14 protein-coding genes are annotated in these 16,095 nt (G+C 60.2%); 5 read left to right on the top strand and 9 right to left on the bottom strand.

Annotated elements, in window-relative coordinates; translation table 11 throughout:
- Positions 1-776: 776 nt before the first annotated feature.
- The 9 genes from IAI51_RS27290 to IAI51_RS27250 all read right to left on the bottom strand — a co-directional run bounded on the left by IAI51_RS27290 (position 777) and on the right by IAI51_RS27250 (position 8,791).
- Positions 777-1,817 carry an AI-2E family transporter gene (locus tag IAI51_RS27290; protein WP_187681301.1) on the bottom strand — a complete coding sequence of 347 codons (1,041 nt, stop codon included), beginning with the start codon at positions 1,815-1,817 and terminating at the stop codon, positions 777-779.
- Positions 1,818-1,886: 69 nt separating this feature from the next.
- The gene (locus IAI51_RS27285) at positions 1,887-2,693 is read right to left on the bottom strand and encodes a DUF4892 domain-containing protein (protein WP_187681300.1); all 807 of its coding nucleotides are present in this window, start codon (positions 2,691-2,693) and stop codon (positions 1,887-1,889) included.
- A gap of 115 nt (positions 2,694-2,808) precedes the next feature.
- Entirely contained in the window at positions 2,809-3,663 is an 855-nt protein-coding gene (locus IAI51_RS27280; RefSeq protein WP_187681299.1) for an alpha/beta hydrolase, read from the bottom strand.
- Entirely contained in the window at positions 3,660-4,466 is an 807-nt protein-coding gene (locus IAI51_RS27275; protein ID WP_187681298.1) for an alpha/beta fold hydrolase, read from the bottom strand. Before IAI51_RS27275 ends, IAI51_RS27280 begins: the two co-directional genes overlap by 4 nt.
- A 151-nt stretch (positions 4,467-4,617) precedes the next feature.
- Positions 4,618-5,061, bottom strand: a complete 444-nt coding sequence (locus tag IAI51_RS27270) for a hotdog fold thioesterase (protein WP_042560476.1) — start codon at positions 5,059-5,061, stop codon at positions 4,618-4,620.
- A 32-nt stretch (positions 5,062-5,093) separates the two neighbouring features.
- The gene (locus tag IAI51_RS27265; RefSeq protein ID WP_187681297.1) at positions 5,094-6,749 is read right to left on the bottom strand and encodes an AMP-binding protein; all 1,656 of its coding nucleotides are present in this window, start codon (positions 6,747-6,749) and stop codon (positions 5,094-5,096) included.
- A 202-nt stretch (positions 6,750-6,951) separates the two neighbouring features.
- Positions 6,952-7,404: a phosphohistidine phosphatase SixA gene (sixA, locus tag IAI51_RS27260; protein ID WP_187681296.1), complete on the bottom strand. Its 453-nt coding sequence runs from the start codon at positions 7,402-7,404 to the stop codon at positions 6,952-6,954.
- Positions 7,401-7,748: a DUF4389 domain-containing protein gene (locus IAI51_RS27255; protein WP_095137170.1), complete on the bottom strand. Its 348-nt coding sequence runs from the start codon at positions 7,746-7,748 to the stop codon at positions 7,401-7,403. Before IAI51_RS27255 ends, sixA begins: the two co-directional genes overlap by 4 nt.
- Before the next feature lie 17 nt (positions 7,749-7,765).
- Positions 7,766-8,791: an NAD(P)H-dependent glycerol-3-phosphate dehydrogenase gene (locus tag IAI51_RS27250; protein ID WP_187681295.1), complete on the bottom strand. Its 1,026-nt coding sequence runs from the start codon at positions 8,789-8,791 to the stop codon at positions 7,766-7,768.
- Between the two features lie 196 nt (positions 8,792-8,987).
- Here IAI51_RS27250 and IAI51_RS27245 point away from each other — a divergent pair, with 196 nt between their 5' ends.
- From IAI51_RS27245 to fabB, 5 genes are all read left to right on the top strand, one after another.
- Positions 8,988-11,111, top strand: coding sequence for a TonB-dependent receptor plug domain-containing protein (locus tag IAI51_RS27245; RefSeq protein ID WP_187681294.1), 2,124 nt, complete (start codon positions 8,988-8,990; stop codon positions 11,109-11,111).
- Position 11,112: 1 nt separating this feature from the next.
- Positions 11,113-12,045: an ABC transporter substrate-binding protein gene (locus tag IAI51_RS27240; RefSeq protein ID WP_187681293.1), complete on the top strand. Its 933-nt coding sequence runs from the start codon at positions 11,113-11,115 to the stop codon at positions 12,043-12,045.
- Entirely contained in the window at positions 12,042-13,946 is a 1,905-nt protein-coding gene (locus IAI51_RS27235; protein WP_187681292.1) for an ATP-binding protein, read from the top strand. Before IAI51_RS27240 ends, IAI51_RS27235 begins: the two co-directional genes overlap by 4 nt.
- 247 nt (positions 13,947-14,193) lie before the next feature.
- The gene (gene fabA / locus IAI51_RS27230; protein ID WP_003227150.1) at positions 14,194-14,709 is read left to right on the top strand and encodes a 3-hydroxyacyl-[acyl-carrier-protein] dehydratase FabA; all 516 of its coding nucleotides are present in this window, start codon (positions 14,194-14,196) and stop codon (positions 14,707-14,709) included.
- Between the two features lie 11 nt (positions 14,710-14,720).
- Positions 14,721-15,941: a beta-ketoacyl-ACP synthase I gene (fabB, locus tag IAI51_RS27225; protein ID WP_187681291.1), complete on the top strand. Its 1,221-nt coding sequence runs from the start codon at positions 14,721-14,723 to the stop codon at positions 15,939-15,941.
- Positions 15,942-16,095 lie beyond the last annotated feature (154 nt).

Raw genomic sequence — 16,095 nt, 5'->3', positions numbered from 1 at the left:
ATATCCGTTGCTGCGGGTGTTGCTGATTAGGGTTCCGCCCTTACGGCGGGTCACTTTTTCCAGACGCCGAAAAAGTAACCAAAAAGGCTGCCCCCTGACGTACGGCACTTCGCCTAGGCTCAGTGTTCCCTCGCTACGGTGTCCATCCGGGGGCATCGCCTACGGTTTGCTGCGCTGCACCTCCTCTCGATGTGTGCGGCTTCGCCGCACGGCGCTGCGCGCCTACCCCCTGATGAACACCTACGCTCGGCCTGCCGATGGGGCTAAAGAGCAAAATCAAAAGCAAAAGCCAGAGCCAAAGCCAAAGCCAAAACGGATCAAAAGATCGCAGCTTCGGAAGCTCACAAGGAATGAGTACACCCACCAGAGCTTGGTCGGCTGTCAGGCCGCCATCGATCCCACAAAGATATGAATACCCCCCACACGCGGCGCATGCCGCCCCACTCAACACAATGAGCGTTAGCTCGAGTACCGCTTTTGATCTCAGAGCCCGTCGGCAGGCTGAGTGGAGGGATTGATCCGGGGGTGGGAGCGCAGCGACCGTTCGACGAAGTCGAACACATCGAGAGGAGGTTCAGCGAAGCAAACCGGAGGCGATGCCCCCGGATCAATCCCGCAGCGAAGGAACCCGAGCCTAAGCGAGGGCCGTACGTCAGGGCACAGACCTTTTGGTTACTTTTGGGGCGTTTGCCAAAAGTGACCCGCCGTAAGGGCGGAACCCTAATCAGCCATTACCGCAGAAACGGATATACACCCAACCCCCACCAACAGCGAACCTAAACCCGAGCCTGACTCTTACTCCAATCCGTCAACAAACTATAAGCAACCGCCAAAAGCGTAGGCCCGATAAACAACCCGATAAAGCCAAACGCAATCAACCCGCCAAACACCCCAAGCAACACAATCACCAACGGCAAATTCCCGCCACGACTGATCAGATAAGGCTTCAGCACGTTATCCACGCCACTGATGATGAACGTCCCCCAGATCCCGAGAAACACCGCCATCCCATACTCACCCTTCCACGCCAGCCAAGCCGTTGCCGGTACCCAGACCAACGGTGGCCCCATCGGAATCAGACTCAGCAGGAAAGTCACGATCCCCAACACCAATGCACCCGGCACCCCGGCAATCAAAAACCCGATCAACGCCAGAACCGCCTGTGCCGCCGCCGTGCCGATTACCCCGTTGACCACCCGCTGCACCGTACCGGCCACCAGCTCGATGTAGTACCCGGCACGATCGCCGATCAAACGCTCCAGCAGACCGTGCACGAACGCCGCCAGACGCGGCCCGTCACGATAGAAAAAGAACACAAAGACAATGCTCAACGTCAGCTCGAGAATCCCGCCGCCGATCTGCGCACTGCGCGCCAGCAACCAGTTACCGACCTGCCCCAGATAAGGTTTGATCGACACCATCAACGCCGCGCCCTGCTGATCGATGCTGTTCCAGATCCCGAGCAGCCGCCCGCCCACAAACGGCACAGCGCCCAGCCAGGCTGGCGCCTCCGGCAGACCATCAACCTGCACATCCTTGATAAAGGCCGTGGCATCGCGTACGTGATCGGCCAGGTTGAACCCCAGCCAGACCAGCGGCACTGCCACCAGCAGCATCCAACCCAACGTCAGAATCGCGGCAGCCAGCGACTCACGACCATTGAGCAACCGAGTCAAAAGACGCATCAGCGGCCAACTGGCAAACGCCAGCACTGCCCCCCAGAAAAGCGCCGACCAGAACGGCGCCATCACCCACAGGCTGGCGCCAAACAACACCAGCAGCAGGATCTGCACCAGCAGTCGATCGTTATTGAGCATGTAAAGTCTCGAAAAAGTCAGTCAGGCCAAGAGTAGGCGAACATGCCGCGCATGCTCGCCCGCCAGAGCTTATCGCAACAGATCAATGCGCAGGCCAACGCCGTCGACATTGCCGGTTTCCATCCGCGCCGCGCGTACGCCCTGATTGATCAGCGCCTGGCGCCAGGCCTCGGCTTTAGGGCCGGACACCGTGACTCGCTGAGTGGTATCGAGGTTCAAGCCACGGGAAATCAAGCGCAGCCAGGTGTCATCCGGATCATTGACGAGTTTTGGGAAATCCAGCTCGCCGGTGCTCTTGAGTTGGCGCAACAAGGTCGCCGAAGTCGGCAGCAACTCGCCCAATGGCGCCCCCGCATCGAACTGTTCAACATGCAGATAGGCTTTGCGATTGCCGCGCGTGATGCTGTAGAGCGCCACCAGCGTGTTGTCTTTCGGTGCCGCCAACCTCAGCAACAGATAGGCCTGTTGCTCGTCGGAGCCATACAGCTTGGCATTACCGAACACCTCATTAGCCCACAGACTGCTTTCGCCACAGTCGCGCGCCTGACACCAGAACAGCAACTCGGCATCCTGCTTTTGCAGGGCCTCGCGGGCAGCGGTGAAGGCTTCGGTGGCGGAATGTTCGGGCGGCAACTCGTAAGTGACCGAGGTGGTCTGGCCACGGGCAGTGACTTGGCCGTCAAAGCGCAACTGGCCGCTGATTTTGCGAATCGAGCCCAGCGGGTAGATTCGCTCCAGCTCAACGGGCGGGCGATAGTCGACGATTTGCGCATCGGCCAGACGCGGCACAATCTGCAAATCCTGACTGCCGGGCACATCGGCGGCGAACGAAACGGAACTGAAACAGCACAGCGCCAACAAACTGAGTGACCGCATAGTCAGGCTCATCGGATCGGCATGACTTGGCTATTCGGGGTCGCAGCGGTATAGAAATCCATCGTGGTTGTCTCCCATTTCAACCCGCCCAGCCTCGACAGTTGCCCGCTGCAAGTCAAGGAATGGCGAAGAACCGATTGAAACAGTCTGCGACAAGGTCGGCACCGGCCTCGTCGTTGAGGTGCAAATGGTGCCCACCCGGCAGCTGTTCCCTGCTAAAGGGTAGACGCTCCAGCAGCTCCGGATGTTTGGCCAGCATGCCGTCAGCCGCGACCACCAATTGCGCCGGGCAACCGATGCGCTGGACGAATGCCATCGCCTGCTCCTGAGTCAGGCGCAATGGCGAAGGCAGGGTCAGGCGATTGTCGGTGCGCCAGGTGTAACCGCCGAGCACCGGCATCAAGCCGCGCTGAGCCAACAGTTCTGCGGCCTCACGACTGACCGCCACCAAACCTTTCATCCGCGCCTCGATGGCACGGTCGAGGGTGTTGTAGACCGGTTTGCGTTTCTCGCGCAGATCCAGCTGCGCTTGCAGGGCCATGCCCATGCGCTCGGCAGCGTTTTCGCCTTTGTCTGTAGGAGGAATCACCCCGTCGATCAAAGCCAGATGGCTGATACGCTCCGGCAATGAACCCGCCAGCACCAGTGAAACGATGGCGCCCATCGAATGCCCGAGCAGGCCGAACCGTTTCCAGCCCAGTTGTTCGGCAACTTGCAGCACATCATGGGCGTAGTCCCACAGCGCATAACCGGCGCCCTTGGGTCGATGCCCGGAATGCCCATGCCCAGCCATGTCCAGCGCAATAATGCGCAGGCCTTTGAGCTTGGGCGCCAGGCGCGCGAAGCTGTTGGCGTTGTCGAGCCAGCCATGCAGGGCGATCACCGGCAAGCCATCCTCAGGGCCGAACAAATGCGCTGCCAACTCGATATGCGGCAGGCTCAGGCGCACCTCTTCGACTGTCTGGCTCATGCGCAATCCTTGTCCTGACGATTTTCCCAGCGAGTGAACAGATTCTTCAGCAGCCGCGCGGTGTCTTGCGGTCGCTCAAGGGGAAACATATGGCCACCGGGCATGCTCAGCGCCTCTCCCTGGGCAAGGCGTGAAACAAAGTGGGTGTGATGGCGCATCACCACGCGACTCTTGTGCCCACGCACTACCGCCAGCGGCACCTGCAACTGGCGAGTGCGCCCCGGGCTGGTGTGCGGCACGCCGCGATAGATGCTGATCTCGGTGGCCGGATCGAAACGCAGACGCAGCTTGTCGCCGACCTTGTGCAGGCCATGTTGCAGGTAAGCGTCGAAGCATTCCGGGTCAAAGCCACGAAACAGGCTCTTGCCGGCGAAGTAACTGCGCGCGCTGTCGAGGTCGGCGAACTCTTCGCGGCGCCCGAGTGTGCGGCCGGCCGGAGTCAATCGATCGATGAAACCAAAGCGCTTGGCGGCGCGAATCACCCATTGATCCGTGCGGGTCAGCACCGGTGAATCGAGCATCACCACGCCGCGATACAACTCAGGGCAACGCAGCGCCGCGTGTAAATGCAGCACACCACCGAAGGAATGACCGACGCCCCACACCGGCTGGTCTTGCTGTTTGAGATGGTGGATCAACTCGTCAACGAGGTTGTACCAGTTGTCATCCGCCGGGAAACGCGGGTCATGGGCATGCTGCTCCAGATGCGCGACCCGATACTCGGGCGCCAGCGCCGCGAACAACTTGCCATAGGTGCCCGAAGGGAAACCGTTGGCGTGGGCGAAAAAGATCGGTTGCGACATACCGGTAAATCCATGAGCGGGAAACGTGGCGTTGATTGTCCGTAAGACCGAAGCCGGCGGCAATGACCGTAACTGCCAGGAATGATGACAGTCCGGTCAGGGTGATGGTGGGTCAGGGGTTCGCTTTCCCGCTCACTGTAGAGACCCGTTTTCACCGCGCCGGCGGCTGCTCACCCAACGGCACCACCGCCATGGTCAATCGCGACACACAACTGGCCTTGCCTTCATCGCTGGTCAGACGGATATCCCACACGTGCGTCGTGCGGCCGATATGAATCGGCTTGGCCACCGCCGTCACCCGACCACTGCGCAAGCCGCGCAGATGGTTGGCGTTGATCTCCAGCCCCACGCAGTAAAACTTGCTCGCGTCGATGCACAAATAGCTGGCCATCGAACCGACGGTTTCCGCCAGCACCACCGATGCGCCGCCATGCAGCAATCCGTAAGGCTGGTGAGTGCGATGGTCGATGACCATGCTCGCGGTCAGCGATTCTTCATCGAACGCTTCGAAGCGGATATCCAGCACTTCGCCGATGGTGTTTTTCTGGATCGCGTTCAACTGCTCGATGTTCGGGGTGGTGCGCCACAGACTCATCGCAGACTTCCTTTGTTGTTTTTAGTGGTCGCTCAATCCTGCCACAGCACTGCCTCACTGCGCTCGCTCCATTCTTCGAAGCGGGCGCCGTAGGTGTCTTCGATGACGTTGCGTTTGATTTTCAGGGTCGGCGTGAGAAAGCCGTTTTCCACCGCCCAACTGTCCTTGACCACCACCAACCGACGCAGGCGTTCGTGTTTGTCGAGCATGGCATTGACGTCTTCCAGAAGCTTTTCCAGGCTCGAATGCAGACTCGCACGCGGCTCCTCCTGATTGACGCTTGAGAGTACGCACAACCCCAGCGGCGCACTCAGGCCATCACCGACCACGCACACCTGCTCGATTCGCGAATGCACCGCCAGACGGTTTTCGATCGGTGCCGGCGCCACGTACTTGCCTTTGCTGGTCTTGAAAATCTCCTTCAACCGCCCGGTTAATCGCAGACGTCCCTCGGCATCCTGCTCGCCCTTGTCGCCAGTACGCAGGAAGCCGTCTTCTGTGAGGGTTTCAGCGGTTTTCTGCGGTTCCTTGAAATAGCCGAGCATGTTCGCCCGACTGCGCACCTGCACCTCGCCTGACTCATCGATGCGCACCTCGACATCCGGGCACGGTTTGCCGATCCAGCCCTGTTTGTACTGGCCCGGCAGGCAGATGTGCGAGTAGCCGCAACTCTCGGTCATGCCATAGACCTCCAGCACATCGAGCCCGAGCTTCTGATACCAGGTGAGCAAAGTCTGCGGCACCGGTGCTGCGCCGGACAGAGCAACGCGCAAGGCATCAAGCCCCAGGCCTGCCAGCACTTTGTGCCCTACCCGTTTGCCAATGAACGGCAGGCCGAGGAGGAAATCCAGACGCTTGGCCGGGATCTTGCTGTAGACGCCCATCTGGAATTTGGTCCAGATCCGCGGCACGCCGAACATCGCCGTCGGCCGCGCACGCTTGAGGTCAGTGATAAAAGTGTCGAGGCTTTCAGCAAAGAACACGGTCTGCCCGGTGTAGATCGAAGCCAGCTCAACGAACATGCGCTCGGCGACGTGGCACAACGGCAGGTACGACAGCAGTCGATCACTCTCGTTGAGCCCGAACAACTGCGTGCCCCGGGTCGTCGCGAACCCAAGATTGGCAAAGCTGTGCATCACGCCTTTGGGCAGGCCAGTGGTGCCGGAGGTGTAGATGATGGTCGCCAGTTGCTCGGCGGCGGGACGCGGGTCGTCTTGAATTGGCGAACTGCGCTGCAGGTCATCCCAACTGAAATCGAACTCGCCGGGCGGATGCAGCGGCAGGCTGATGGTCGGCAGATCTGCCGGCACACCTTTGGACATGCCCGGCCAGTCATCGAGTTTGCCGATGAACACCAGCACGCTTTCCGAGTGATTGAGTACTTGAGCCACGGAGTCGGCGGTGAGGTTGGGATACAGCGGCACCGAAACGTGCCCGGCCATCCAGATCGCCAGATCGGCAATGATCCAGTGTGCGCAGTTTTTCGAGATCAGGGCGATGTGGCTGCCTTGCGGCAATTCCCGGGCACGCAGCCAGTGCGCAGCGCAGCGGGCCTGATGACCGACGTCGGCCCAGGTCAGGGTCTCGACCTGCCCACCGCCGACAGGTTGCACGAGGAAGCGCTGGCGCGGGTGCCGGCCCTCGCGTTCGTAAAACACGTCCAGCGGCAAACGGAATGCGGCAGACATGCGACTCGCTCCTGTTTTTTTGGTCTGGAGCAAGCGTAGTCAACCAAGCAAGTGCTTGGTTGGAAAATTCACACAAATAATTTCCGACGACACAGAGAACATGTGGGAGCGAGCCTGCTCGCGAACGCAGGGTGTCAGGCACATAAGTTGTGAATGACACTCCGCTTTCGCGAGCAGGCTCGCTCCCACAAAGGGATCAGCGTTAAGGGTGCTCGAGGCTGTTGAGGGTCATCGAGCCGATCAGCAGCTCAGGACTCTCAAGCTCAGCCAACCCCGCCGTACTGACCCGCTCCGGCGGATACCCGGCGCCATGTTGCAGATAGCTCAACAGATTGCCCACCAACGGGTTGTGACTGACCAGCAGTACATTGCTCACCGACACCAGTTGATCGGTGACCTTGTCGGGATCGACCTCCGGCGTCAGCCACTCGACCGTGCGGATCTCCGGCTCGAAACCCAGCGCCTCGCGGACAATCTGCGCGGTCTGCTGCGCGCGCAGATACGGGCTGGCGTAGATCGCGGTCAGCGGCTGGCCGAGCAATCTGGCCGCGCTGCTCAAGGCTTCCTGGCGACCGTGCACGGTCAGCTCGCGCTCGGAATCGGGGCACGAGCCATAAGGCACGGCCTCGCCGTGACGCAATACCCAGAGTTTCATAGCTTGGGTTCCTCATCTCGGGCCGGATGCGGTGCTGGCGGCACGGCGTGCGGCGCTTCACCTTCCGGGGTACGCGGCGTTGGCCAGTCGGCGAACGGCCAGGGTTTCTGGTCGCTGTGGAAGCTGCCGAAGCGGCCGATCTGCGCCAGAAACTGGCTCAGGCTGTCGCCGAAATTCATCAGGCTGGCGCTCGGGGCGCCATAGATCAAACGATAGATCAGCTGCACCAGCACCACCGCGCCGAGGATGAACTGCGCCACTTGCCAGACCAGCACGTAGACGATCATCCACAACACCCGCAGAAGGATGGATTCGTACTTGGCTTCGGTTTTCGGATCGTTCATATGTCGTTCCCTGTGAATCAGTTGAAACCACTGGTGGAAATAAAGTCGACGTCGGTTTTCGGTTCGGCCCGCATCAGTAGACCAATCACCTGCTCCAGCGTGCGTCCTTCGAACAGAATGGCGTGCAGCCCGGCGACCAGCGGCATGTACACGCCAACCTCCTGGGATTTGGCTTTGAGCACCTTCAGGGTGTTCACCCCTTCGGCGACTTCACCGAGGCGCGATACCGCTTCTTCAAGGCTCAGGCCCTGACCGAGGGCGAATCCGACCTGATAGTTGCGGCTCTTGGGCGACGAGCACGTGACGATAAGATCGCCAACGCCGGCCAGACCGAGGAAGGTCATCGGGTTGGCGCCCTGATTGACCGCAAACCGGGTCATCTCGGCCAAGGCGCGAGTGATCAGCATACTCTTGGTGTTCTCGCCCATTTCCAGCGCCACCGCCATGCCGGCGATGATCGCGTAAACATTTTTCAAGGCCCCGCCCAGCTCGACACCGAAACGGTCGGCGCTGGCATAGACGCGGAAGGTGCGGCCATGCAGCGCCGCTTGCACTTGCTTGCACAGTTCTTCGTCTTCACTGGCAACCACCGTGGCGGTCAGCGCGTGTTCGGCGATTTCCCGCGCCAGATTCGGCCCGGACAACACGCCGATGCGTGCCTGCGGGGCGATCTCTTCGAGGATCTGGCTCATCAGTTTGAAGGTGTGGGCTTCGATGCCTTTGGTCAGGCTGACCAGCATTTTGCCGCTCAGCCGCTCGGCGTGAGCCGCCAGCACCGTGCGCAACGCGCTGGACGGCAGCGCGACAAAGCACAGGTCGCAGGCGTCGAGGGTGGCTTGCAGGTCAGTGACCGCAGTCACGCCCGGCAGAATCTTGATGCCTTTGAGGTAACGCGGGTTTTCGCGATTGACCCGGATGGCCTCGGCCTGCTCCGGGTCACGCATCCACTGCAAGACTTGATGGCCGTTCTCGGCCAGAAGATTGGCCACGGCGGTACCAAAACTTCCGCCTCCCAGGACCGCAATCGGGCGCTGTTCAGTCATATGCAATCCGTTAATCCATACCAGTGGCGATGGCGGCATTATACGGGGCGACCCGGTCGCGGCCAGCCCCCACGTCAATTACCGACACTTGTAGGAAGAAGACCAATAAAACCTAGGAAAATGCCTGCAACGTGACTGGAAAAGTCGCAGCCCTCGGTTAACATGCGCGCCAATTCTTCACTCTATAGGCTGTGTCGTGTTTTCTGGCCCTCCCCCATCACGTTCCTCTCTGCTGCTGGCGCTGCTGTTCAGCCCTTTGTTGCAGGCGGACGATCTGTTCATGGACAGCGAAGCGCTGCCACAGGTGCTGACGGCCACTCGGTTGAAACAGACGCCTGCGGAAGTGCCGGGGAGCATGACCGTGCTCGACAGCGAATTGATCACCGCCAGCGGCGCCCGCGACATCAGCGAACTGCTGCGTCTGGTGCCGGGGATGATGGTCGGCAACATCAGCGGCAATCAGGCAGCGGTCAATTATCACGGCACCAACGCCAGCGAAGCACGGCGCATGCAGGTGTTGATCGATGGCCGTTCGGTGTACCGCGCAGGCCTGGCCACGGTGGACTGGAGCGATATTCCGGTGGCTATCGAGGACATCGAGCGCATCGAAGTCTTTCGTGGCCCTAACACCGTCAGCTACGGTGCCAACGCGTTGATGGCGGTGGTCAACATCATCACCCGCAACCCGGCGGACAGCCACGGCACGCGGCTGAAGATTACTCGCGGCCAGCGCGGCATCAATGACTTCTATGCCAGCCAGGGCACGGGATGGAATGGCGGCGACCTGCGCCTGTCGCTGTCCGGTCAGGAAGATGAAGGGTTCGACACCGATCGAACCGGTGCCGATTACCGTGACAATCGTCGCTTGAATCGTTTCAGTCTCGCCGTCAGCCAAACCCTCAGTGACAACCAGAGTATCGACTGGCAGGTCAACGCAAAGGACGGCACCAACCAGCGGCCCTACACCTACCGCCCGGTGTTCTCGGGGATTACCGCCGCCGGGAACAATTCCGACGTGATAGCCAAGGACTACGCCGGTTCGGTGCGCTGGAACCTCGACATCAATCCCGAACACAGCCTCTATATCCAAGGCTCGGCGCAACACTGGGATCGCCAGCAAACTTGGCGCGCCTGCGACGCCGAGGTGTCGTTCAGCCCCGAGTTGACGCAACTGTGGCAAATCGACCCGAATTACACCGAACGCCTGGCACGCAATATCAACCGTTTCCTCGGCCCCGGCCCGGAATCCGGCACGCCGCAGCAAATGGCGCTGGCCAATCGTGTGCTCGATCAGTGGCGCAACGGCGCCAGTCAAACCCTGTGCGGCGATATCGATCAGAGTGCCCGCGAGTCGCGCTACGACCTCGAACTGCAAGACACCCTCAGCCTGTCCGACAGCCTGCGTCTGGTCAGCGGCATGAACTATCGTTACGACCGGGCCGATTCCGAGACCTACTTCAACGGCACGCTGGATGACACCACCTGGCGTGCGTTCGGCCAATTGGAGTGGCGCGCGACTGAACACTGGTTGTTGCAGGGCGGAGCGATGTTCGAAGACACCCAACTGATCGGCAGTTCACTGACCCCGCGCTTCGCCGTCAATTACCTGATCAATCCGCGCCACGGCCTGCGTGCGGTGTACTCGGAGGCGATCCGCTCGCCGGACATGTTCGAGAACAACGTCAACTGGAGCTATCAGGTGACCAAGCTGCGGCCTTCGGCCTACGGCCAGTCGTCGGCGCGCTATTTCGTCAAGACTCGCGGCCCTGGCGATCTCGACAAGGAACACATGCGTTCGCGCGAGCTCGGCTACAACGGCTATTTCCCCGAGCAAGGCCTAGCGCTGGATGTGAAGCTGTTCTACGACGAAATCACCGGCATGATCAGTGAGCCACTGCGCAACAACCAATACATCGCCAGCAACGCCAACAGCTCACGGTTTCGTGGCAGCGAAGCACAACTCGACTGGCGCGTGAGCAGGGTCGACCGCTTGCGTTTCACTTACGCCTACGTCGACGCCGAGGCGAGCAATCCGCTGGATCAGCAATTCACCGCGAGCAACAGCGGTTCCGCCGGCTGGCTGCGCGATTGGGGGCACGGCTGGAACAGCGCCCTCTTCTATTACGGCGACAACGCCCTCAACGGCTACCGCTTCGAACGGGTCGACACGCGCATCGCCAAACGCATCGCTTTGGGCAAGGCCCAACTGCAACTGGCCGGCGTGTTGCAACAGCGGCTCGACCACGAACCGACCACGTTCGTCGACAACAACTATGACGAACGCCGCGTGATGTACTTCAGCGCCGAGTTGGAGTTCTAGGATGCGCTTCGGCCTGTCACGGAAGACGCCGACCCTTGGCCACTGGCTGGCCGTGCTGTGCCTGTTTTTGACCGCATGGCTGCATGGCGTGGCGGTGCAGGCGGCCGACATTCTATTGACCGGCGCCGAAGAAAGCCCCGGCGTGCAGGCCTTCGTTCAGGCGCTGAGTGAGTTGCGCCCGACCGATAATGTGCGTTTCCAGCCATTGGCGAGTCTGCCGGTGCCGGGCAAACTCCCCTCCAGCCTGCGCCTGATTCTGCTTGACCCGCCGAGCCTCGACTGGCGCCTGCAAGAGTCGCAAGGCCCGCCCACGCTCGTCTTGCGCACCAGCCGTTTGCAAGCCCGGCAACGTCTTGGCTCGGCACAGCCGTCGCACCTGAGCTTGCTGTGGAGCGATCCGCCGCTGAGCCGGCAGTTGCAACTGATCCGGCGAATTCTGCCCCAGGCCCGACGGGTTGGCGTGCTGTTCGATCAGCACAGCGAGTTCCTCCTTAAAGAACTGCAACTGGCAGCCCGCCCCTTGGACCTGGAAATCGTCAGTCAACGCTGGGACAACACCCACGACAGCCGCCCACTGCAAGAGGTGCTGAAAAACAGCGACGTGCTGCTGGGCCTCGACGACCCGGATTTGTACAACCCGAAAACCGCGAAAAATCTGCTGCTCAGCAGTTACTCAAGGCAATTGGCGCTGGTCGGCCCCAACGCCGCGTTTGTCCGTGCTGGCAGCCTGGCGAGCACTTACAGCGACCAGAGCGACTGGCTGAGCGTGCTCGACCATTTGCTCGACCAAGCGCCTGCCAATTGGCCGAGAACGCTCTATCCCGCACACTTTAAAGTCTCAAGTAATGCGCAGGTGGCTCGTTCCTTAGGGATCGAACCGCTTGATGACGCGTCTGTCGCCAGCGCTTTGGCTGAAGGAGAACGCCGCCCATGAGTTTTCGTCGCCGTTGGGACATCAACACCCGCACCCAGCTGATCAGCCTGGGCCCGGCGCTGTTGCTGACCTTAATGCTGATCAGTTTCTTCACCTTTGTACGCATTCAGGATTTGCGTCAGGAGCTGAACCACACCGGCCAATTGATCGCCAACCAACTGGCCCCCGCCACCGAATACGGAGTGATTTCCGGCAACAACGAAGTGTTGGAAAGCCTGCTCAAGGCCACGCTGGCAACGCCCAACGTGCGGTTTCTTGAGGTACAGGACAGCGCCAACCGAATTCTGGCGTACGTCGAACAACCGGCGGATGCACACCATCGCCCGCATCAGGTCGAAGTGTTCCAGGCGCCGGTGCGGTTGCAACGAATCGCTTTGAACAATGATTTTTTTCAGGACGCAAAAGCCAGCAGTGGTGCGGCCAACGAGGATTATCTGGGGCGTGTGATCGTCGGTCTGTCCAACGATGCCTTCAGTCAGCGTCAGCAGGAAATCCTGCTCAAGGCCGGGATTCTCGCGATGTTCGCCCTGCTCTTCACCTTCGTCGTGGCGCGACGCCTGGCGGGCAGTCTGTCGCAGCCGATCCGCGATATCGGCAATGCGGTCAAGGCCATTCAGGACGGCGACTTCAAAACGCCGCTGCCGATTGTCGACGACACCGAACTGGGTGCCCTGTCGCAGCACATCAACAACCTCGCTCAGGCGCTGGAGCAGGCCAGTCGTGAACAGCAGCAGGCCATGGCGCAATTGATCCAGACCCGCGAGGAAGCGGAAAAGGCCAACAACGCCAAATCCGATTTTCTGGCGATGATGAGCCATGAACTGCGCACGCCGATGAATGGCGTGTTGGGCATGCTGCAACTGCTTGAAACAACAGACATGACCGAGGAGCAAATCGAATACGCCGCGCTAGCCTCGGAATCCACCGAGCACTTGCTCAAGGTGATCAACGACATCCTCGATTTTTCGCGCATCGAACGTTCCGAGCTTGAGCTGGAACACATTCCGTTCAATCTCGCTGAAGTAATCGGGGCCTGCGCGCAGTCGTTCCAACACAGCGCGGTGCAGCGTGGTCTGGCGCTTGATCTGCGAATTCCCGAGGACATGCGCGGCTTGCAGGTGCAGGGCGACCCGACGCGGATTCGGCAGATTCTGGTGAACCTGGTCGGCAATGCCCTGAAGTTCACCGAACAGGGCCGGGTCAGTATCGAAGCGCAGTGGCAATCGCTGGATCACGAATTGCTGTGGTTCACCTGCTCGGTACGCGACAGTGGCATCGGCATTTCGTCCGAAAGCCTGGAGCTGATGTTCAATGCGTTCCAGCAGGCCGACAGTTCGATCTCGCGACGCTACGGCGGCACCGGTCTCGGCCTGCCGATCGCCCGCACCCTCGCCGAACGCATGGGCGGCACCTTGCGTGCGCAGAGCGAAGAAGGTCGTGGCTCGGTGTTCACCCTGGAAATTCCACTGGCCTTATATAAGCAGGCGTTACCACAACTGGCCGCACCACGGGCACTGAATGGCAACGACCATGGCGAGGGGCGCAAAGTCTTGTTGGTGGAAGATAATCCGGTCAACCAGACCGTGATTGAAGCGATGCTGCGCAGTCTGGGCTTTACTGTCAGTGTCGCCACTGATGGCGCGCAAGCGGTGCGCAGTGCCGAGAGCAGTGATTTCGAAGTGATCCTGATGGACTGTCGCCTGCCGATCATCGATGGCTACGAGGCGACCCGGCAGATTCGTTGTCTGCACGGACGCAGCGATGTACCGATCATCGCATTGACGGCAAACGCTTTGCAGGGTGACCGGGAAACCTGCCTGTCGGCGGGCATGAACGATTATCTGGCCAAGCCGTTCAAACGCAATGACTTGCAGCAGATTCTGCAGCGATGGGTGTCGTAGTGACGGCTTTTCGACCATCTGCGACTGGCGTGAAAAGCGAAAGTGCGGCAGTCTTAGGCACCCGAACGGGCCTCAAAAGAGGCTTGAATAAAAATTTCAGTGCACAAGTGTACATTCATGTCCTTGGTGCTGTGACTTTCACCACAACGCAATAGTCTATGAGTAGGCTGCCGGTTCGAGGCATGAACGCTTCGAACGGTCGGGAAGATTTGCCCCACCTGCCGCATGGGATTATTGAGGAGCTCGCATGACCAAACAAAACGCCTTTACTCGGGAAGATCTGCTGCGCTGCAGTCGCGGTGAGCTGTTCGGCCCAGGTAACGCGCAACTGCCCGCCCCGAACATGCTGATGGTCGATCGCATCACTCTGATCAGTGAAGAAGGCGGCAAGTACGGCAAAGGTGAATTGGTCGCCGAACTGGATATCAACCCTGACCTGTGGTTCTTCGCTTGCCACTTCGAAGGCGATCCGGTGATGCCGGGCTGCCTGGGTCTGGATGCCATGTGGCAACTGGTCGGCTTCTTCCTGGGCTGGCAAGGCCTGCCGGGCCGCGGCCGTGCGCTGGGTTCGGGCGAAGTGAAGTTCTTCGGTCAGGTGCTGCCGACCGCCAAGAAAGTCACCTACAACATTCATATCAAACGCGTCCTCAAAGGCAAGCTGAACCTGGCCATCGCTGATGGTTCGGTGACTGTCGACGGTCGCGAAATCTACACCGCCGAAGGCCTTCGCGTCGGCGTGTTCACCTCCACTGACAACTTCTAAGGGTTATTCGCATGCGCCGCGTCGTTATCACTGGTCTGGGCATTGTTTCGTGCCTGGGCAATGACAAAGAGACCGTCTCCGCTAACCTGCGTGCAAGCCGCCCTGGCATCCGGTTCAACCCGGAATATGCCGAAATGGGTCTGCGTAGCCAGGTTTCCGGCTCCATCGACCTCAACCTTGAAGAGCTGATTGATCGCAAGATCTATCGCTTCGTCGGCCACGCAGCGGCTTACGCCTACCTGGCCATGAAAGACGCCATTGCTGACTCCGGCCTGACCGAAGAGCAAGTGTCCAACCCGCGTACCGGCCTGGTTGCCGGCTCCGGCGGTGCTTCCACGCTGAACCAGATGGAAGCGCTGGACATCCTGCGCGAGAAAGGCGTGAAGCGCGTCGGCCCATACCGCGTAACGCGGACCATGAGCAGCACCGTTTCCGCTTGCCTGGCCACGCCATTCAAGATCAAAGGCCTGAACTACTCCATCGCTTCTGCCTGCGCCACCAGTGCTCACTGCATCGGTACCGCCATGGAACAGATCCAGATGGGCAAGCAGGACATCGTTTTCGCCGGTGGCGGTGAAGAAGAGCACTGGAGCCAGTCGTTCCTGTTCGACGCAATGGGCGCTCTGTCCAGCAAGCGTAACGACACCCCGGAAAAAGCCTCCCGCGCCTACGACGCCGACCGTGACGGTTTCGTCATCGCTGGCGGTGGCGGCATGGTCGTGGTTGAAGAACTGGAACACGCTCTGGCCCGTGGCGCGAAGATCTACGCCGAAATCGTTGGCTACGGCGCGACGTCCGATGGCTACGACATGGTTGCCCCGAGTGGCGAAGGCGCGATCCGCTGCATGCAGATGGCGATGTCCACCGTTGATACCCCGATCGACTACCTGAACACCCACGGCACTTCGACTCCGGTCGGCGACGTTGCGGAAATGAAAGGTGTGCGTGAAGTGTTCGGCGACAAGGCTCCAGCGATCAGCTCGACCAAGAGCCTGTCCGGTCACTCCCTGGGCGCCGCCGGCGTTCACGAAGCGATCTACTGCATGCTGATGATGGAAGGCAACTTCATTGCCGGTTCCGCCAACATCGACGAGCTGGACCCTGAAGTGGCCGATCTGCCGGTGCTGACCAAGACCCGCGAGAACGCCACCATCAACACCGTGATGAGCAACAGCTTCGGCTTCGGCGGCACCAACGCCACGCTGGTACTGAAGCGCTGGGAAGGCAAGTAATTCCCCTGGCTTGAGCCACACATGAAAACGCCCCGACTGGTTCGGGGCGTTTTTTTTGGTCTGCAGAAAACTCATGGCCGACACAAATCCCCATGTAGGAGCTGCCGAAGGCTGCGATCTTTTGACTGTGATTTTTAAAAGACAAGATCAAAAG

It is taken from the genome of Pseudomonas sp. N40(2020) (assembly GCF_014472415.1).
Taxonomy (GTDB): Bacteria; Pseudomonadota; Gammaproteobacteria; order Pseudomonadales; family Pseudomonadaceae; genus Aquipseudomonas.
This window is presented reverse-complemented; position numbering and strand designations above follow the sequence as displayed.